Annotated in this window: 12 protein-coding genes; 6 read left to right on the forward strand and 6 right to left on the reverse strand. The window is 63.2% G+C overall.

Translation table 11 applies throughout. The features are described 5' to 3' along the window. The first annotated feature begins 39 nt into the window (after positions 1–39). The 5 genes from dnaG to hemH all read left to right on the forward strand — a co-directional run bounded on the left by dnaG (position 40) and on the right by hemH (position 10,475). The gene (gene dnaG / locus HY019_RS15350) at positions 40–2,187 is read left to right on the forward strand and encodes a DNA primase (RefSeq protein ID WP_290693775.1); all 2,148 of its coding nucleotides are present in this window, start codon (positions 40–42) and stop codon (positions 2,185–2,187) included. Between the two features lie 122 nt (positions 2,188–2,309). Continuing rightward, positions 2,310–4,550, forward strand: coding sequence for an RNA polymerase sigma factor RpoD (rpoD, locus tag HY019_RS15355; RefSeq protein ID WP_290693778.1), 2,241 nt, complete (start codon positions 2,310–2,312; stop codon positions 4,548–4,550). A gap of 169 nt (positions 4,551–4,719) precedes the next feature. After that, complete coding sequence (locus HY019_RS15360) at positions 4,720–5,655, forward strand: adenylate/guanylate cyclase domain-containing protein (RefSeq protein WP_290693781.1); 936 nt, start codon at positions 4,720–4,722, stop codon at positions 5,653–5,655. 66 nt (positions 5,656–5,721) lie between these two features. After that, positions 5,722–9,381 (forward strand): PAS domain S-box protein, encoded by a 3,660-nt coding sequence (locus tag HY019_RS15365; RefSeq protein ID WP_290693784.1) that lies wholly within the window; start codon positions 5,722–5,724, stop codon positions 9,379–9,381. Then, the gene (gene hemH, locus HY019_RS15370) at positions 9,378–10,475 is read left to right on the forward strand and encodes a ferrochelatase (RefSeq protein WP_290693787.1); all 1,098 of its coding nucleotides are present in this window, start codon (positions 9,378–9,380) and stop codon (positions 10,473–10,475) included. The genes HY019_RS15365 and hemH overlap by 4 nt, the downstream gene beginning before the upstream one ends. On the opposite strand, the gene HY019_RS15375 is transcribed toward hemH, so the two are convergent. The 6 genes from HY019_RS15375 to HY019_RS15400 all read right to left on the reverse strand — a co-directional run bounded on the left by HY019_RS15375 (position 10,452) and on the right by HY019_RS15400 (position 17,755). Next, the gene (locus HY019_RS15375) at positions 10,452–13,010 is read right to left on the reverse strand and encodes an EAL domain-containing protein (protein WP_290693789.1); all 2,559 of its coding nucleotides are present in this window, start codon (positions 13,008–13,010) and stop codon (positions 10,452–10,454) included. The genes hemH and HY019_RS15375 overlap by 24 nt on opposite strands. 86 nt (positions 13,011–13,096) lie before the next feature. Further along, on the reverse strand, positions 13,097–14,593 hold the full coding sequence (gene rmuC / locus HY019_RS15380) for a DNA recombination protein RmuC (protein WP_290693791.1): 1,497 nt from the start codon (positions 14,591–14,593) through the stop codon (positions 13,097–13,099). A 113-nt stretch (positions 14,594–14,706) separates the two neighbouring features. After that, positions 14,707–15,351, reverse strand: a complete 645-nt coding sequence (locus HY019_RS15385; protein ID WP_290693794.1) for a CoA transferase subunit B — start codon at positions 15,349–15,351, stop codon at positions 14,707–14,709. A gap of 81 nt (positions 15,352–15,432) precedes the next feature. Further along, the gene (locus HY019_RS15390) at positions 15,433–16,140 is read right to left on the reverse strand and encodes a CoA transferase subunit A (RefSeq protein WP_035034115.1); all 708 of its coding nucleotides are present in this window, start codon (positions 16,138–16,140) and stop codon (positions 15,433–15,435) included. 243 nt (positions 16,141–16,383) lie between these two features. Continuing rightward, positions 16,384–16,851, reverse strand: a complete 468-nt coding sequence (locus HY019_RS15395; protein ID WP_290693798.1) for a thioesterase family protein — start codon at positions 16,849–16,851, stop codon at positions 16,384–16,386. 118 nt (positions 16,852–16,969) lie between these two features. After that, a complete protein-coding gene (locus HY019_RS15400; RefSeq protein ID WP_290693801.1) occupies positions 16,970–17,755 on the reverse strand; it encodes an SDR family oxidoreductase in 786 nt (261 codons plus the stop codon). 251 nt (positions 17,756–18,006) lie between these two features. Between HY019_RS15400 and HY019_RS15405 the strand changes: the two genes are divergently transcribed. Further along, positions 18,007–19,692, forward strand: a complete 1,686-nt coding sequence (locus HY019_RS15405; protein ID WP_290693804.1) for an electron transfer flavoprotein-ubiquinone oxidoreductase — start codon at positions 18,007–18,009, stop codon at positions 19,690–19,692. Positions 19,693–19,747 lie beyond the last annotated feature (55 nt).

The following is a 19,747-nucleotide window of genomic DNA, read 5'->3' on the forward strand; positions in this document are numbered from 1 at the left end:
CGTTGCGCTTGAAGCGCCTCATCTGTTCTTGTTGCTGCCGTGATCCCACCGTCATTCATTCAGGACCTGCTGGCCCGCACCGACATTGCCGACCTGGTTGGTCGCTATGTCACCCTGAAGAAGGCCGGGATCAACTTCAAGGGCCTGTGTCCTTTCCACGGCGAAAAATCCCCCAGCTTCATCGTCAGCCCCTCGCGCCAGACCTACCACTGCTTCGGTTGCGGCGTGCATGGCAACGCCGTCGGCTTCCTCATGGAGTACGGCGGCCTGGGCTTTGTCGATGCCGTCAAGGACATGGCCCAGATGCAGGGCATGCAGGTGCCCGACGACAACATCCGGCCGGAAGAGCGCGAGCGCCAGAAGCAGATCAAGGAAAAGCAGGTCTCGCTGACCGATGTGATGGCCAAGGCCGCGCAGCACTGGAAGCAGCAACTCAAGAAGACGCCGCGTGCCGTCAACTACCTCAAGGGCCGTGGGCTCACGGGCGAAGTGGCGGCCCGCTTTGCGCTGGGTTATGCGCCTGACAGCTGGCGTGGGCTGGCCAGCGCCTTCCCCAAGTACGACGACCCGCTGCTGGTGGAGTCCGGGCTGGTCATTGCGCATGATCCCGATCCCGGTGAAACGGAGGGCAAGCGCTACGATCGCTTTCGTGACCGGATCATGTTCCCGATCCGCAACCCGCAGGGAGAGGTCATCGGTTTTGGTGGGCGCGTGCTCGACAAGGGTGAGCCCAAATACCTGAACTCGCCCGAAACGCCGGTCTTCATCAAGGGCCGAGAGCTTTACGGCCTTTACGAGGGGCGCGCGGCCTTGCGCAACAAGGGTTACGCCATCGTCACCGAAGGCTATATGGACGTGGTGGCCCTGGCCCAATGGGGATTTGGCAACGCCGTGGCCACCCTGGGCACCGCCTGCACGGCCGACCATGCTCAAAAGCTGTTCCGTTTCACGGACCAGGTTGTGTTCAGCTTCGACGGTGATGCCGCAGGGCGCCGCGCCGCGGGCCGCGCGCTGGAGGCCGCCCTGCCCTATGCCACGGACACCCGGCGCATCAGCTTCCTGTTCCTGCCCAAGGAGCACGATCCGGACAGCTACATCCGGGAGTTCGGCGCGGAGGCCTTCGAGCAATGCGTCAAGCAGGCCGTGCCGCTGTCGCGCCAGGTGCTGGAGCATGCCGCGGCCGACTGCGACATGGACAGCGCCGAAGGCCGCGCACGCCTGCTGGTGCAGGCCATCCCGCTGATTGCGCAGTTCCCTGAAGGGGCTTTGCAAGGCCTGGTGGCCGACGACCTGGCCCAGATGGCGCGCACCTCGCCCGATGAAGTGCGCCGCCGGCTGGCCGAGCATCAGCAAAAAGCCCGCCAGCAAAGCGCGGGGCGTGACCGCCGTGCGCCTGGCGGTGGTGCTTCGGGTGCGCAGCATCCGCGCTCAAGTGACGCGTCTTCGGATTGGGATGGCAACTTTGGCGACATCCCGGCGTTCGAGCCCGATGGCGGCGGCAGCGAAGACTGGAGCCAGGCTGGAGGCGGTGGCGCAGCTTATGGCGAGTACGAGCCTTCGGCGCCATCCAGCCAAGGCTGGCAAGGGCAAGGCGGCTACAAACAAGGCGGTGGCCAGCGCCGCGATGGCAAACCCTGGAAGCCCTGGAAAGGCGGCAGCGGTTCACGCTGGCAGAGCCGAGGCAGCCCGGTCGAGCAAAGGCCCCTGCCCCAGGCTGCCACGCCCCTGGATCGCATCGTCTGGGTGTTGGTGTGCCACAGCGAGTTCTGGGAGCAGTTGCCCAGCGCCACGCACGATCTGCTGTGCGACCAGCCCGCCCCGTATGGTGAATTTTTCCGCTGGCTGGACCGCATGCTGCTGGCCCAGGGGCTGCTGCCTGCCGAGGCACTGCTCCAGCTCATGCGCGGGGACGCACAAGACCCTGAGCACCCCGAGGAAACCGGGCACTTCCAGCCCCTGGCCAAGCGCATCGCCCAGTTCGTGGACGTACCGGATAACAAGGACACCGTGGAGCAATTGATGAACCTGATCCGCCCCATCGAGCTGGTGGCCCTGCGGGAGGAGCTGGACCTGCTCACGCAATCTGGCGAACTGTCCGAGGCGGCCGAGGCCCGGAAAATGGAACTGGTCAGGTTGACCCTGGCCATGAAACTTGAAATCAGCCAGAGCCGCCCCATCTCAGGATGAGGTTTTGAGCGGCGGGCTGAGGATTTAAACAGCCCATTTGGACAAGATTTTTGACGACCCCCTTCCATTGCGCGATAATGGAAGGTTCGATAAGCACCCAGAATTCTCTTTCGAGGAAGCGCATGACCGCGAAAAAAACCGCGAAAAAAGCTGATACAGCGGCGACGCAAGCCGACGAGACCGACAAGAAGGTCAAGACCCGCGCCGCCAAGGCCAAGGGCGCTGATACGGCTGAAGTCGCTGCACCTGCCGAGCCCAAGAAGCGCGGTCGCAAGCCCAAGGCCGCGGTGGCAGAAGCTGCACCCGCTGCCAAGAAGGAAGCCGCCAAGAAGGCCAGCTTCGACGAAGACGATGTGGGTGACATCGAGGCTGAAGTCGAAGCCGATCTGGAACTTGGCGAAGCCGAAGTCACCGAAGAGGCCGGCGAAGACAAGCCCAAGGCCAAGCCCCTGCGCATGAAGGTCTCGCGCGCCAAGGAGCGCGCCCTGATGCGTGAGTTCGGCATCGACGACACCACGCTGACCGAAGACGAAGTCAACAAGCGCCGTCAGGATCTGAAGACCCTGATCAAGCTGGGCAAGACCCGTGGCTTCCTGACGCACCAGGAAATCAACGACCACTTGCCCGAAAAATTGGTCGAAAACGAAATCCTCGAAGCCATCATCTCCATGTTGAACGACATGGGTGTGGCGGTCTACGAACAGGCGCCTGACGCTGCCACGCTGCTGATCTCCAACAGCGCGCAGTCCACCGCCACCGAAGAAGAAGCCGAAGAAGCCGCTGAAGCCGCCCTGTCCACCGTGGACTCGGAATTCGGCCGCACGACCGACCCCGTTCGCATGTACATGCGCGAAATGGGCACGGTCGAGCTGCTGACGCGTGAAGGCGAAATCGAAATCGCCAAGCGCATCGAAGGCGGCTTGCAGGCCATGATGCTGGCCATCTCGGCCTCGCCCACCACCATCGCCGAAATCCTGTCGCTGTCCGACAAGATCCGCGCTGGCGAAATGACCATCTCCGAAGTCGTGGACGGCTTCGTGGCCGCCGACGAGGCCGATGACTACGTGGCCGAAGAGGACTTCGACGAATTCGATGAAGACGAAGACGATGACGGCAATGGCGGCTCCAAGGCACTGACCAAGAAGCTCGAAGAGATGAAGAACCAGGCCATGACGAAGTTCGACGCCCTGCGCGTCAACTTCGACAAGATGGCCAAGTCCTTCGAGAAGGATGGCTACAAGTCCAATCCTTACAACAAGGCCCAGGAAGCCATCAGCCAGGAGCTGATGACCATCCGCTTCACCGTCAAGACCATCGAGCGCCTGTGCGACGTGCTGCGCTCGCAGGTGGACGACGTGCGCCGCTATGAGCGTGAACTGCGCAAGATCGTGGTCGACAAGTGCGGCATGGGTCAGGAGCAGTTCATCAAGTCCTTCCCTCCCAACATCCTGAACCTGGACTGGGCCGTCAAGGAATCGAACGCCGGCAAGAACTACAGCGCCGTCATGGGCCGCAGCCTGCCCGCCATCCAGGAATTGCAGCAAAAGCTGATTGACCTGCAGGCCAAGGCCGTGGTGCCCATCGAAGACCTGAAGTCGATCAACAAGCGCATGAATGAGGGCGAAAAAGCCTCTCGTGACGCCAAGAAGGAAATGATCGAGGCCAACCTGCGTCTGGTGATCTCGATTGCGAAGAAGTACACCAACCGTGGTTTGCAGTTCCTGGATCTGATCCAGGAAGGCAACATCGGCCTGATGAAGGCGGTGGACAAGTTCGAATACCGCCGCGGCTACAAGTTCTCGACCTACGCCACCTGGTGGATCCGTCAGGCCATCACGCGTTCGATCGCCGACCAGGCCCGCACCATCCGCATCCCGGTTCACATGATCGAAACGATCAACAAGATGAACCGCATCTCGCGTCAACACCTGCAGGAATTCGGCTTCGAGCCCGATGCCCCCACGCTGGCCGCCAAGATGGAAATGCCGGAGGACAAGGTCCGCAAGATCATGAAGATCGCCAAAGAGCCGATCTCCATGGAAACGCCGATCGGGGACGACGACGACAGCCACCTGGGCGACTTCATCGAGGACACCAACAACACCGCTCCGATCGAGGCTGCCATGCAGGCCGGTCTGCGCGATGTTGTCAAGGACATCCTCGATTCGCTGACCCCGCGTGAAGCCAAGGTGCTGCGCATGCGCTTCGGTATCGAGATGTCGACCGACCACACCCTGGAAGAAGTCGGCAAGCAGTTCGACGTGACCCGCGAGCGCATCCGCCAGATCGAAGCCAAGGCCATCCGCAAGCTCAAGCACCCCAGCCGCTCGGACAAACTGCGTACCTACCTCGATAACCTCTGATGGGTTCGGCCTCCCAGGTCGAGCTTCATGAAGGTTACTGAACCCGGCCATGCGCCGGGTTTTTTCTTGGCGGCCCCGTGCCTGCCCCTGCCTCACCCGAAAAATCGCGCCCAAAAACCGTGCATTTCGTCACGCTGGCATTTTGCAAAGCGCGCGAACATACTGAGCTATGGGCACGACCAAAGAACGCGCCATCCTGTTTGCGGACCTCCGCGGCAGCACGGCGCTCTACCTCAAGCTGGGCAACACTCAGGCGGCTACCGTCGTCACGCACAGCCTCGCCATGCTCGGGCAGATCATTGCCCGGTCGGGCGGGCGTGTCATCAAGACGCTGGGCGATGGCCTCATGGCGGTGTTTGACGACGCCGAGCGCGCCGTCGAGTCCGCCGTGAGCCTGCATGACTCTCTGGAGCGCATTGCACCCGTTGGCGAAGGCATGCCGGTCAAGGCCGCGGCCATCAAGCTGAAAGTGGCCATCGCCTGGGGCGAAATGGTCGAGGTCGATGGCGACTGCTTTGGTGATGCCGTCAACGTTGCTGCGCGCCTGCTGGACCTGGCCGGCGACAACGAGACGCTGACCACGGCCCAGCTGTTGCGCGAATTGCCCACCGACCAGCACGAGCGCTTTCGCAGCATCGACAAGCTGCACCTGCGTGGTCGCAAGGAGCCTGTGCCCGTGTTGCGAATGGACTGCCGCCGCTTCGGCGACACCATGTCCACCATGATCATGGACGCGGCCCCCAGCGACATGCCCGATGGCGTGCGCCTGACCTGGCTGGGCACCGAGCGGGTGTTCTCGCCGGCCAGCATGCCGTTGATCCTGGGTCGCAGCCCCCAGGCCTCGTTTTGCGTGAGCGACTCCCGCGCCTCACGCTCGCACGCACGCATCGAATCCCACAGCGGTCACTTCTACCTGACCGACCTCAGCTACAACGGCACCCACGTCAAGTTTGATCACGACGATCAGGTGCTGACGCTGCGCCGTGGCACCTGCACCTTGCACGGTAGCGGCATCATCAGCCTGGGCGCCCCGCCCACGGACCCCTCCAGCACCCAGATTCACTTCGAGGTGTTGAGCTTTTCAGACACCCTGCCTCAGTATTGACGTGTAGGCGTGATGACGCCCACATAGGCTAGAGTCTGGTCATGACCGTCTTCAGATGACGCAGGCATGACCCTGAACGCTGTTCCCCAAGATGACAACGAGCGCGTCACCCTGTTGCACGCGACCAAACTTCTTGATGCAGAGGTCGCGCCAGCCTTTGAAGCCATTCAACGCCTGATCAGCAGCAGCCTGCATTGCCCTGTTGCCGCCATCAACCTGGTGGACACGCACCGCGTCTGGAGCATGGTCAGGCAAGGCCTGGATGTACGCCAGACCTCGCCCTCGGACTCCTTCTGCCATACCGTGGTCCAGCGCAAAGCGGGGCTGCAAGTGGCTGACGCCAGCACCGACCCGCGCTTCCAGGATCTGTCCATGGTGACGGGCCCTGCGCGGGTTCGTGCCTACCTGGGCATGCCTGTGCTGGTGGAGGGGCAAGCCCTGGGCACGGTCTGCGCGATGGACCATCAAGCCCGCGTCTGGTCGCGGCAAGAGGCCGCCGCACTCCAGGACATGGCCACGGCCGTGGCGGCCTTGGTGCAGTCTCGGCTCGATACCCAGCGCCTGCGCAAGATGGAAGCCCGCGTGCGCACCGCCAGCCTGGCCGGCAGCGACTGGCTCTGGGAGACCGACAAGAACGGCATCCTGCAATGGGTGTCGGCGGGGCTCAAGCAGCACACCGGCCTGGACCCATCGACCGAGATCGGCGTCAAGGGGGCCGACCTGTATGTGCCGCGCGAAGGCGAAACCCGTGAAAGCTGGGATCGCTTCGTGCAGGCGCGCGCCCGCCGCGAACCCTTCAGCGACGCCATTGGTGTGCGGATGACGCCGCGTGGTCCCATCACCGTCAGTATCAGTGGCACGCCCGTGTTTGACAGCCGCGGCCAGTTCATGGGCTACCGTGGGGCGAGCCGCAATGTCACCCGGCAAATCGACGCCGAGCACGAGGCCCGCCGTGCGGACCAGTTGCTGCGCCAGGCCATCGAGTCCTTTCAGATCAGCGTGATGATCACGGACCCGGACGGCCGTGTGGTGCTGTCCAACCAGCATTGGCGCGACCACGCAGGCCAGGCGCACGACGACGCCAACCCTTACTGGGTCGATACCTTGCGGCGCATGATCAGCCAAGGCGCCTACCCGCAAGCTGAGGGGCGCGAGGACGAGTACGTGACCTGGCGGTTGAACCTGCACACGCAGGCCGAGCCGACCGAGGTGCAGTTCCACAACCGCTGGATCCTGGTCAAGGACCATGAGTTGCCCGATCACAGCGTGGTGCATTTCGCCATGGACATCACGCAGAGCAAGCGGGATGCCGAGAAGCTGCGCGAGAAGCAGAAAGCGCTGGCCGAGACCAAGGCCCGCTTGCGCGCCGTGCTGCGCGCCCTGCCCGACCTGTGGTTCGTGATCGACAACAAGGGGCGCTACATCGATGGCCATGCCGATCACCCCTTGCTGCTGCGGCCCATGGCCGAACTCAAGAAGACCCCATTGGGCAGCCACTTGCCCCCGGAGACGGCGCAGCTGCAACGGCAGGCCTTGCACCGCCTGCAAGAGACCGGGCAGCCTCAGCGCTTTGAATACGAGTTGACCATGGCCGGCAACGGCACGCGGCACTTCGAGGCCCGCATGACACCCATGCCTGAGGGACATACCCTGTTCCTGACGCGTGACATCACCGAGCGGCAACTGGCCGCCGAAAAACTGCGTGTCAGCGAGGAGCTCTACAGATCGGTGGCGGCCACCATCAGCGATGGCCTGGTCATCGTCGAACTCAGTGGTCGCATCGTGGCGCTCAACCCGGCCGCCAGCCGCATCCTGGGTGTCACGCCGGAGCAGTTGATCAACCTGACTTCACCGGCCGTGCCTGGGTTGACGCTGCTGGAGGACGACCTCGTCACGCCACTGCCATTCGACCAGTGGCCCATCAACCAGGTCCTGGCCACCAGCCAGCGCGTGGACAACCGTGTGCACCCCTTGCGGCGGGCCGATGGTGAGCTGCTGTGGGTCCAGGTGTCCTGCCATTTGCTGCGGGTTGCCGCCGACGCCCCACCTTTTGCCGTGATGGCCACCTTGCGCGACATCACTCAGGAGCGCCACGCCCAACAAGAGTTGCAACTGAGCGAAGAGCGCTGGAAGTTCGCCCTGGAGGGCGCTGGTGATGGCGTGTGGGACTGGGACCTCGACACCGGCCGTGTCTTCTATTCGCAGCGCTGGAAGACCATGTTGGGCTACGAGGCCGATGAGGTGCTCAACAGCGCGGAGGAATTCCTCAACCGCGTTCATCCCGCCGATCGGGACTTGATGGTGCGCAGCCTGAACCGCTATTTTCAGGAAGGCGAAGGCCTCAACCAGACCGAGTTCAGGCTTCAGCACAAGGACGGGCACTACCTGTCCATCCTCTCGCGCGGCAAAGTGGTCAGCCGCACGCGCGACGGCAAGCCCTTGCGCGTGGTGGGCACGCACTCGGACATCACGCCGGTCAAGCAGGCCGAGCGCGCCCTGCGTGAGAAGCAGACGGCCGAGGCGGCCAGCGCGGCCAAGTCCGAATTCCTCTCGCGCATGAGCCACGAAATCCGCACGCCGCTCAATGCGGTCAACGGCTTTGCCCAGTTGCTGCAATTGCAGCTCTCCCAGTTGGGTGCCGAGAGCGGCCCCCTGAACTATGTCGAGCAGATTCTCCATGCCAGCCGACACCTGATGGGGCTGGTCAATGACGTGCTGGATCTTCAACAGGTGGAGGCAGGTGTACTGAGCTTCAAACCCGAACGCCTGGCGTTGGCCGATGAGGTCAGGCAGTGCCTGTCCATGCTCGCCCCCCTGGCGGACAAACGCGGCATCACCTTGCTCAACATGCTCGATCAGCCCTGGCCCATCGTGGCCGATCGCCAGCGCTTGAGGCAGGTGATCATGAACATTGGCTCCAACGCCATCAAGTACAACCAAACCGGTGGCACCGTGCGTTTATACGCAGAAGTCTTGCCTGAAACCGAACTTATGCTCACAATCGAGGACGCCGGTCCTGGCATGAGCCCCCAACAGTTGTCGAAGCTGTTTCAACCATTCGAGCGTCTTGGGCGTGAGACATCCAGTATCGAAGGGACCGGTCTAGGCCTTATCATCACGCGCTCATTGCTCGAAGCCATGGGAGGTCGCATGGATATTCGCAGCCAGCCCGGTGCTGGAACCCGGGTCAACATCATCCTCCCGCTGGCGGCGCGCACGCCTTCTCTCATTGACCCCGCACCAGATTCTGCCTATCCGCCTTTGTCGGACTCGGGCAGCCCGCTCGAACCGACCATGTCCCCGACTGACTTGAACTCAGACGGTGCGAAGGGCTTGCGCCCACTGCACGTGCTGTACGTAGAAGACAACCGCATCAACGCGATGCTGTTTGAAGAGGCCCTGCGCCCCTATCCGCAAATTGACCTGGCCATTGCCGAGGATGGGCAAATGGCCCTGTCCATGGCCCGTGACCGCGCCCCCGATGTATTGGTCCTGGATGCCCATCTACCGGGCATGTCCGGTTTCGAGGTGCTGGAGGCGCTGCGCGCCCTGCCCGATCTGGTCGATGCGCCAGCCTTCATGTGCTCGGCCGATGCCATGCCCGATGACGTGGCCCGCGCCCAGGCTGCAGGCTTCACAGGCTACTGGACCAAACCCATCGACATCGTGGCAGTGACCACAGAGCTGTGCAGGTTGGCCGCCAGAGGCGACAATGCTGCGCCATGAGCGTAGCCAAAGAACCCGAATACCAACACGGCCAAGCCCCTCGTACCGGCGTTTTGCTGGTCAACCTGGGCACCCCCGAGTCCCCCACCGCTGGCGCGCTGCGCCAATACCTGGCGCAGTTCCTCGCTGACCCCCGCGTGGTCGAGATCCCGCGCCTGGTGTGGATGCCCATCCTGCACGGCATCATCCTGCGCGTGCGCCCGGCCAAATCCGCGGCCAAGTACGCCAGCATCTGGATGAAGGAAGGCTCGCCGCTGCGCGTGTGGACGCAAAAGCAGACCGCGCTGCTGCAGGGCTTTCTGGGTGAGCAAGGCCACCAGGTGGTGGTCGAGCACGCCATGCGTTACGGGCAGCCCAGCATCGCCAGCCAGTTGAGCGCACTCAAGGCCCAAGGCGTGCAGCGTGTGCTCGTGCTGCCGCTCTACCCTCAGTACTCGGCCGCGACCACGGCCAGCGTGATGGACGAGGTCTTCACATGGGGCCGCCAGACCCGCTGCTTGCCCGAGCTGCGCCACATCAACCATTTCCACGATGACGCCGGCTACCTGGACGCCTTGGCCGAATCCGTGAAGACCCATTGGCAGCGCCACGGCCGTGCCGGCAAGCTGGTCATGAGCTTTCATGGCATGCCCCACCGGACCTTGCTGCTGGGTGACCCCTATCACTGCGAATGCCTGAAGACCGGCCGCCTGCTGGCCGAACGGCTGGGCCTGGGTGCAGACGAGTACCTCGTCACCTTCCAGAGCCGCTTCGGCAAGGCCAAGTGGCTGGAGCCTTATACCGAGCCCACCTTGCGGGCACTGGCTCAAAAGGGCGAGCAACGCGTGGATGTGATCTGCCCTGGTTTTGTCGCCGACTGCATCGAGACCCTGGAAGAAATCGCCATGGAGGGCAAGCAGGCGTTTCTGGACGCGGGTGGCAAGCAATTCAACTACATCCCCTGCCTCAACGACGACAAACGCTGGATCCGTGCCTTGAGTGAGCTGACCTTGCAGCATCTGCAGGGCTGGCCCACCAGGCCGTCAGAGCAAGTTCGGCCCGAAGCCTTGGCGCAGCAGCGTGCCCGTGCGTCAGCCGCAGGCTGCCGCCACTGACTCCGACTCGACAGGGCGTGCCAGCCAGCTGCGGGCGGCATCGGCTTCGAGCGGGCGACTGAAGAAGTAGCCCTGCACCACGTCGCAGCCGTGATCGGCCAGCCAGTCCACGCTGGTGCCGTGCTCGACACCTTCGATGGTGACGGTCAGGCCCAGGCGGTGGCCCACCTCGATCATGGCCTGTAGCACCGCCTGCTTGCGCCCGAAATCCTCGATGTCGGTCACGAAGCTGCGGTCCACCTTCATCTCGTCCAGCGGCATTTCCTGCAGGATGCCCAGTGAGGAGTAGCCGGTGCCGAAGTCATCCAGCGCGATCTTGACGCCCTCACTGCGCAACCTCGACAGGATCTGCGTGGCGCGCTCGCGGTCGCTCAGGGCCGCAGACTCGGTCACCTCCAGGATCAGGCGGCATGGCGGGCAGCCGACATGGCGCAAGGTCTCCAGCACCTTGTCCACAAAACGGGGTGTGGCCAGGTCAAAGGCGGTGATGTTGACCGAGACGCGCACCTGCGGATCAGGCAGCGTCAGGAGGAAGCGCGCGGCCTCGCCGATGGCCCACATGGTCAATCGGTTGATGGCACCGGTGGCCTCGGCTTCGGCAATGAAGGCGCCCGGCGGGATCATGCCGCGCTCGGGATGGCGCCATCGCACCAGCGCCTCCAGCGAGTCCGTGCGGCGGGTTTCCAGCGTGACCTTGGGTTGATAGTGCAGCAGCAACTCGCCCCGGTCGATGGCGCCTTCCAGGTCCAGCGTCAGGCCATAGGCCAGTTGCTCGCGCTTCATGCGCTCTGCATCAAAGGGCACCACGCGCCGGTGGGCGCTGCACCACTGCAAGGCAATGCGGGCCTCGTCGCTCACGCCCACAGACTGAGCCAGGTGCGCCTTGCTCACCGACGCGACGCCCACGTGCGGGTCCCAAGCGACAAACAGCCCTTGCCACTCGAAGCGGCGCACCAGGAAGCTCTCCAGATCGCTCATCAGCGTCTCGGGGGGATCGCAGATGGTCACGAAGGCCAGGGTACTGTCGTCCAGCGCAGCCAGGAGATGTTCGCCTTCGATGCTCATCAAAGGCGTCTGCACCCTGGCCGTGAACCAGTGGCGCAGCTCTTCTGCATAGATCTTGACGACCTGAGTCAAGGTGTCGGGCGGCAGAATGGATTCCAGAAAGCCAAAGCGGTTGAGCTTGACGATCCAGATCGACAGGCCTTCGTCAGCCTGCTCCAGCCGGCTGCGCACCGACTCTTCCAGCATGGCCTGATTGGGCATGCCGTAGCGTGGGTGATGCGACACGACGTCACGCAACTGGGCCTCGTAGGCCAGGCGGCGCTCCAGCTCCATCGTGTGTTCCGCCTGGGCCCGGGCCCGCTCGCGGCGGTCTTCCTTCATGCGATAGAACAGGGCGGCGGCCAGCGTCAAGGCCTTGATGACGCAGGCGTACATGCTGGCCACGCCAAACTGCCCGTGGTAGATGCCCAGCACCCCGACGGCGTTGATCAACAGCGCCACCATCTGCACGCCCATGCCCAGGCACAGCAGGCGCGCGACGGCGCCCTCATGCCAATGCCGCGCGCTGATCCAGATCAGTGCGATCGGGTAGATCACGGAGACGCCTTGGACCAGTGCGCTGATCTTGGGGGCGTGAAGCGGGAACAGCCACGCAAAGGCGAGGATCAGGACGGACGACAGGGCCAGCGCCTTGATGACCTGATCTTCCCTGCGGGTGGGTTGAATGATCAGCCGGAACACCATCGTTGCGGCGGCGATGCCGATCAGAATCCACATGTAGGGCGGTATGTTGAATTCGGGGTGCGTGGGCCAGAGCAACTGGTAGGCATCACCTTCACGGCTGGCCGTGGCCGCCAGCACGGGCAGGATCTCTGCCAGCATCAGGAAGGACAGCGGGTTGCCGTTGATGAGCGCCAGCACGATGGACACCAGCAACGTGAAAATCAAAGCGCCATAACAAAGCGCGCGGGAGAAGGCGGTTTCGCGCTCCTGTATGGCGTAGCTCTCGGGTGTCCAGTACTGGAAGGTGGCCGCGGTTGACCCGTTGTTGCGCAGCAGGCACTGGAGCGTCACGGTGCTGCCTGGGTACAGGTTCACCGGCACGGCCATGGCTGGGTATTTGATCGGGCGGACATCGAAGAGGCGTCTGTCGCCCATGCGGTAGACGTCGATCGCGCTGCCATCGGAGTCGACAAAGCAGTCGACGTAGTCGGTGTAGGGCTCGGTCACCAGGATCCAGCCCAGCACGGGTGTGTCGGAGCTGTTTTTCAGGGCGGTGCGTGCCCACACGCCCTTGTATTCAAAGCCGATGGTGCGCACGCCATGGCGCTGGGTTTGCCAGGCAGCCTTGTCGTCCGGTGGATGGGGTGGGCCTGCTTCAAGTGGCGGCTGGCTGGAAGCCAGGGTCTCCATGTCCAGCCATTCGCCCTGCCCCTTGGCGTGGGCGACGTCGAAGGGCGTGCCTGCCCAGGCCGGCGCCACGAGCAGCAATTGGATCAGCAGCAGAAAGAGGTTCAGCAGTGATTTCACTCAGCAACCGGGAGCACTCATGGCCCCAAATCGGTAAACAGGACACTCGGTCTCTGTCTATCGGTTATTTATGCTGAGGACTTGAGTCAGGCCTCGTCTTCCAAGGGCAAACCCGGCTCCAAACCTGGCTCGCTGGGCAGCAAGGTCTGCGTTTGCGCATCAGGCATGGCTTCAACCTGTTTGAGTGCGCGTCCCATCACGCGGGTGCGGGTTTCAACAGACGAAATCGTGTTGCTGGCTTCTTCCAACTTCTTGCGGGTCCTGGCCAGCACGTCGCCGAACTTGCCGAACTCGGTCTTGACCGCCCCCAGCACCTGCCAGACTTCGCTGGAGCGCTTTTCCAGCGCCAGGGTGCGGAAACCCATCTGCAGGCTGTTGAGCGTGGCCAGCAAGGTCGTGGGGCCGGCCAGCATCACGCGGCATTCGCGCTGCAGGGATTCGACCAGGCCGGGGCGGCGCAGGGCCTCGGCATACAGGCCTTCGGTCGGCACGAACAGAATGGCGAAATCCGAGGTGTGGGGCGGTGCGAGGTATTTGTCCCGGATCGTGCGGGCTTCCAGGCGCAGGCGCTGCTCCACGGCTTTGGCCGCGGCTTCCACGGCGGGGGCATCGGCCCGGTCTTGTGCGTCCAGCAGGCGCTCATAGTCTTCGCGGGGGAATTTGGCGTCGATGGGCAGCCACAGGGGCGCCCCATCGGTGCCGCCCTGCCCTGGCAGCTTGATGGCGAACTCCACGCGGGCACCGCTGCCCGGTACGGTCTCGACGTTGACGGCGTACTGCTCGGGCGTGAACACCTGCTCCAGCAAGCCCGCCAGTTGGACCTCACCAAAAATACCGCGCGTCTTGACGTTGTTGAGCACCCGGTTGAGCGAGCCCACGTCGCTGGCCAGGCGCTGCATTTCGCCCAGCCCGCGGTGGACCAGTTCCAGCCGCTCGGCCACTTGTTTGAAGCTCTCGCCCAGGCGGGCTTCCAATGTGGCGTGGAGCTTTTCATCCACGGTCTGGCGCATCTGCTCCAGCTTTTTCTCGTTGTCGGCCTGCAAAGCCTGCAAGCGGGTCTCGACGGTGGTGCGCACGTCGTTCAGGCGGCGCTCATTGGCCTCGGACAGCACGCGCAGTTGCTCGGCCACGCCCTCGCCCAGTCGGCGCAGCGCGGCCTCCTGAGCCTCGTTGAACCGCGCCAGGGCCTGAGCCTGGGCCTCGCGCAGGCCGGCCGCTTGAAGGCCTTGTTGGTGGGTGGTGTCGCGCAGGCTGTCCACCAGGCCTTGCTGCATGCTGGCGAGCTGGGTGCGAAAGCTGTCCAGCTGTTCGTTCTGGGTGCGGGTGGCGTCGCCCTGAAGCGAAGTCAGGGTTTGCTGGAAGGTGCCCAGTGTGGCGCCCAGTTCTTGTCGCGTCCCGGTTGCGCTGCGGGCCACTTCGTCGCGCAGATTGCGCTCAAGCTGGTCACTGCGCTCGCGCAAGGCCTGGCTCAACTCGGCCCCGACCTTGTTGACGGCCTCATCGTTCTGCCGGGCTGGGCGCACCAGCAGCCAGACGAGGAGCAAGAGGTTGACAACAAGCAGCAGCGAGGTGATCCAGTTCATGGGCCGCATTGTCTCAGAGCAAACCGGGTGGCCTGTCGAGCGACTGATCGGGGCGCCAGAAACAGACAAGGCCGCCTGATCGGCGGCCTTGCTGCAAAAGCAGGTGAGCGTGCTCAGGCTTCCAGGTGAGACAGGTGCACGTGCGCGCCGGTCTTCAGCCGGACCTCTTCGAGCGTCACGCCGGGCGCCAGCTCCACGCACTTGAAGCCCTCAGGCGTCACATCAATCACACACAGCTCGGTGATGATGCGGTCCACCACGCCCAGGCCGGTCAGGGGCAGCGTGCACTTCTGCAACAGCTTGTGCTCGCCGTTCTTGGCGGCATGCTCCATCAGCACGACCACGCGGCCCACACCGGCCACCAGGTCCATGGCGCCGCCCATGCCCTTGACCATCTTGCCGGGGATCATCCAGTTGGCCAGGTCGCCCTTCTCGGACACCTGCATGGCGCCCAGGATGGACAGGTTGATCTTGCCGCCGCGGATCATGGCAAAGCTCTCGTGCGAGCCAAAGATCGAGGAGCCGGGCAGCACGGTCACGGTCTGCTTGCCAGCGTTGATCAGGTCAGCGTCCACCTGGTCGTCTGTCGGGAAGGGGCCGATGCCCAGCATGCCGTTCTCGGACTGCAGCCAGACGTCGATGTCCGGGCTCACAAAGTTGGCCACGAGGGTGGGCAAGCCAATGCCCAGGTTCACGTAGAAGCCGTCTTGCAACTCGCGGGCAGCGCGTGCCGCCATTTCGTCATGTGTCCAGGGCATGTTCAAGCCTTCCGCAGAGCCGCCTCAAGGGAGGCTTGCGCCCCCTTGGGGGGCAGAAACGAAGTGATAGTGGGGGTCATATCAAGCTCCTGCCTTTTCAGTGATGGTGCGCTTCTCGATGCGCTTTTCCGGCGTCGCGTTGAGCACGATGCGGTGCACATAGATGCCCGGCAGGTGAACCGAGTCAGGGTCGAAGGTCCCGGTCTCGACGATTTCTTCCACTTCCACCACCGTGATCTTGCCGGCCATGGCCGCGGCCGGGTTGAAGTTGCGTGCCGTGCGGCGGAAGATCAGGTTGCCGGACTTGTCTGCCTTGTAGGCCTTGACCAGCGCGACCTCGGGCAACAAGGCCCGCTCCATCACATAGACCTCGCCGTCGAACTCGCGGGTTTCCTTGCCTTCGGCCACGATGGTGCCGACACCGGTCTTGGTGAAGAAGGCGGGGATGCCTGCGCCACCGGCGCGCAGCTTCTCGGCCAGCGTGCCCTGGGGTGTGAACTCCAGCTCCAGCTCGCCGGCCAGGTACTGGCGCTCGAACTCCTTGTTCTCGCCCACATAGCTGGAGATCATCTTCTTGATCTGACGCGTGTTGAGCAGCTTGCCCAGGCCGAAGCCATCCACACCGGCGTTGTTCGAGATCACCGTGAGGTTCTTCACGCCCGTTGCCTGCAAGGCATCGATCAGCGCTTCAGGGATGCCACAGAGGCCAAAGCCCCCGACCGCGAGCAACTGCCCGTCTTTCACAATCCCAGCCAGCGCGCTGGCGGCGTCGGGATAGACCTTGTTCATCCAATCACTCCTTGGCTACAGGGGTTCATCAATGCGGCTTTCGCTGCACTGCAACATGGAAAGCGTACACCGGGTCGCCGTCAAAAATCCAGCGTTTTGAATGAAAAAGACACGCCAGCATGTGCATGACGTGTCCTGGTGACGCCTTGAAGGCGTGGGCTGTGGTTTCAGTGCTGACCTGGCCTGCCGACATGGGCAGGCCGATGCACCAATCCAGTGATCGCGAAGCCGCTTCTTCCCTGCTCACTTGCCCGGCAAGGCGCGCGGGGCGTCCGTGCCCGGCAGGGCCGGTGTGCCCTTCAATGCGCGAATGGGTTCGGGCAGCGGCACAGGGCGCCCATCCACATTGCTCACCCAGACCAGGGTGGCGCCACCGGCGGCGTAGGGTGAGCCGGGCTCGTCCGCACGTTCGATGGTCACGTAGGTGTCGATGCTGGTGCGCCCCGGGTCGGCCACATACAGCTTGGCAACGAGGTTGCCCGGGAAGACGAGGGGGCGATAGAAGTTGAAGAAGGCATTGGCGATCACCGGGCCTTCCTTGTCGCCCCCGACGGCGCCATTGATGGCTTCGATCCAGGACACGCGAGCCTGCTCCATGTACTTGAAGTAGACGGTGTTGTTGACGTGGCCGAGCGCGTCCATGTCGCCCCACATGATGGGCAAGGACAACTCGTGGACGAGGATCTTGTGTTCCGGGATGTCTAAACGCATGGTGTCAACGGCATGAAAAAGCCCGCAAGGGCGTCACAAAGGGTCTGTGATGCCAGATGCGGGCTGCGCGCTTGAATTCAAGTCGGGTATGGGCCCGACCCTGCTTGATCATGGTGCGTCAGGCGGCCACCATGCCATCGTCGGCAGAGATGATGGCACCATTGATGAAGTCGCTCTGGGCCGCACACAGGCTCACCAGCATGGCATCCAGGTCCTTGGGTTGGCCCACGCGCTTGCGCGGCAGCATGCTGACCAGCTTCTTGCCTGCTTCGGTGTTCCAGTGGTGGTGGTTGATCTCGGTGTCGATGTAGCCAGGGCAGATGGCATTGGTCGTGATGCCAAAGCGCCCCCACTCGGCGGCCATCACCTTGGTCATGTGGACCACGGCAGCCTTGCTCATGCAGTACACCCCGATCTGCGGCATGGTGCGCAAGCCCGCAGCCGAGGCGATGTTCACGATGCGGCCACCGGTGAAGGTACCGGGCGCCGAACCCTGGGCGCGAGCCAGCATGCGCTTGGCCACTTCCTGGGCCACGAAGAAGGCGCCGCGGGTGTTGGTGTCAAAGATGAAGTCATAGCTGTCTTCACTGACATCGATCAGGCGCTCGGTGGTGCTGACGCCCGAGTTGTTGATCAGGATGTCGATGGCGCCGACTTCGGTCTCGGCGTGGGCCACGGCAGACTTGATGGACGCCACATCGGTCACGTCCAGCCCGACCACATGGGCATCACCGCCATAGGCCTCGATCTCGGAGCGCAGGGTCTTGAGCCGCTCGACACGGCGACCTGCCAGGACCACGGCGGCACCGGCCTTGGCCAGCGTGTGAGCAAACTGGGTGCCCAGGCCACTGGAGGCGCCGGTGATCAGGGCCACGCGGCCCGACAGGTCGATGGTGTAACTCATGCAATGTGCTCCTATGCGAGATGCGACAGCTTTTCGCTGTCAGAAACGGCTGTGACCTTAGCACGACGTCCCCCGTCGAATCCCTTTTGTTGCGGGAGAGACCACAGTCAATCTTGATCCCCCGTATTAGCGGGGGAATTATCGAACGGTCGTGCTATTTTTTGTCAGAATATGGGCTCGGCCTCGACTTAGAATCGCGGACTTCATTAAAAACAACTGAACCCTGTTTTGTCCGAACAGAAGGAATCACGATGACGCCCCAGGAAATCCTTGAGCAGTTTGGCCCCCGCGAGTCGATGGAATACGACGTTGTGATCGTCGGCGCCGGCCCTGCAGGTCTGTCCACTGCCATCCGCCTGAAGCAACTGGCCGAGAAGGCCGGCAAGGAAATCAACGTCGTCGTGCTCGAAAAGGGCTCAGAACCTGGCGCGCACATCCTGTCCGGCGCCGTGATGGACCCACGCTCGATCACCGAGCTCTTCCCCAACTGGAAGGAACTGGGCGCACCGCTGAACCAGCCTGTGACCGGCGACGAAGTCTTCGTGCTGACCGAAGGCGGCCAGATCAAGACGCCTGACGCGCTGGTGCCCAACTGCATGCACAACGATGGCAACTACGTTGTGAGCCTGAGCGACGTGACCCGTTGGCTGGCGCAGCAGGCTGAAGGCCTGGGTGTGGAAATCTTCCCAGGTTTTGCTGCGGCCGAAGTGCTGTACGACGACAACGGTGCCGTCAAAGGTGTGGCCACCGGCAACATGGGCATCGACAAGACGGGCGAGCCCACAGCTGACTTCCAGCTGGGTATGGAACTGCTCGGCAAGTACACCATCTTTGCAGAAGGTGCACGCGGCCATCTGGGCAAGCAGTTGATCGCCAAGTTCAAGCTGGATGACGGCAAGGCCCCGCAAAGCTACGGCATCGGCATCAAGGAACTGTGGGAAATCGATCCCGCCAAGGCCAAGCCAGGCCTGGTCGTTCACACCGGTGGCTGGCCCATGGACACCGAGACCTTCGGTGGTGGTTTCCTATACCACCTGGCTGACAACAAGGTCACGCTGGGCTTCGTGGTTGGTCTGGACTACAAGAACCCCTGGTTGAGCCCCTTCGAAGAAATGCAGCGCTGGAAGACCCACCCGGTCATCAAGCAGTACCTGGAAGGCGCCAAGCGCATCAGCTACGGCGCGCGCGCCATCAACAACGGCGGCCTGCCCAGCCTGCCCAAGACGGTCTTCAAGGGCGGCGCCCTGGTTGGCTGCGACGCTGGCTACATGAACGCAGCCCGCATCAAGGGTTCGCACGCTGCCATGAAGTCCGGCATGCTGTGCGCTGAGGCCGTGTTCGAAGCCGTGATGGCAGGCCGTCAGCAAGATGAACTGACCGCCTACCCCGCCTTGTTCGAAAAGAGCTGGCTGCATGACGAGCTCAAGACCTCGAAGAACTTCAAGACCTGGTTCAAGAAGGGCTTCTACGTCGGCACGATCATGACGGCCGTCGAGCACTGGCTGCTGCCCCGCCTGGGCATCAAGGAGGCCCCGTGGACCTTGCGTAACCCCGCACCGGACCACACCTTCCTCAAGCCTGCGGCCACGATGCCCAAGATCGACTACCCCAAGCCCGATGGCAAGATCACGTTTGATCGCCTGAGCTCGGTGTTCGTCTCCAACACGAACCACACGGAACACCAGCCCGCTCACCTGACGCTCAAGAACGCGTCGGTGCCCGTACAGACCAACCTGGCTCAGTTCGCCGGCCCCGAGTCGCGTTACTGCCCGGCCGGTGTGTACGAGTTCGTGAAGAACGACGACAACAGCGACCGCCTGGTGATCAACGCGCAGAACTGCGTGCACTGCAAGACCTGCGACATCAAGGACCCGACCCAGAACATCGTCTGGATCACGCCTGAAGGCGGCGGTGGCCCGAACTACTCGGGGATGTAAGCCCAAGCGACAAGGGAGCCTGCGGGCTCCCTTTTTTGTGTCTGTGGTGATCACC

The organism is Aquabacterium sp. (genome assembly GCF_016195855.1).
Lineage (GTDB): Bacteria > Pseudomonadota > Gammaproteobacteria > Burkholderiales > Burkholderiaceae_C > Aquabacterium.

Coding starts and splice junctions, on each gene's coding strand:
- rpoD (WP_290693778.1), top strand. CDS start 2,310: ATGACCGCGAAAAAAACCGCGAAAAAAGCTGATACAGCGGCGACGCAA.
- HY019_RS15360 (WP_290693781.1), top strand. CDS start 4,720: ATGGGCACGACCAAAGAACGCGCCATCCTGTTTGCGGACCTCCGCGGC.
- HY019_RS15365 (WP_290693784.1), top strand. CDS start 5,722: ATGACCCTGAACGCTGTTCCCCAAGATGACAACGAGCGCGTCACCCTG.
- hemH (WP_290693787.1), top strand. CDS start 9,378: ATGAGCGTAGCCAAAGAACCCGAATACCAACACGGCCAAGCCCCTCGT.
- rmuC (WP_290693791.1), bottom strand. CDS start 14,593: ATGAACTGGATCACCTCGCTGCTGCTTGTTGTCAACCTCTTGCTCCTC.
- HY019_RS15385 (WP_290693794.1), bottom strand. CDS start 15,351: ATGCCCTGGACACATGACGAAATGGCGGCACGCGCTGCCCGCGAGTTG.
- HY019_RS15390 (WP_035034115.1), bottom strand. CDS start 16,140: ATGAACAAGGTCTATCCCGACGCCGCCAGCGCGCTGGCTGGGATTGTG.
- HY019_RS15395 (WP_290693798.1), bottom strand. CDS start 16,851: ATGCGTTTAGACATCCCGGAACACAAGATCCTCGTCCACGAGTTGTCC.
- HY019_RS15400 (WP_290693801.1), bottom strand. CDS start 17,755: ATGAGTTACACCATCGACCTGTCGGGCCGCGTGGCCCTGATCACCGGC.
- HY019_RS15405 (WP_290693804.1), top strand. CDS start 18,007: ATGACGCCCCAGGAAATCCTTGAGCAGTTTGGCCCCCGCGAGTCGATG.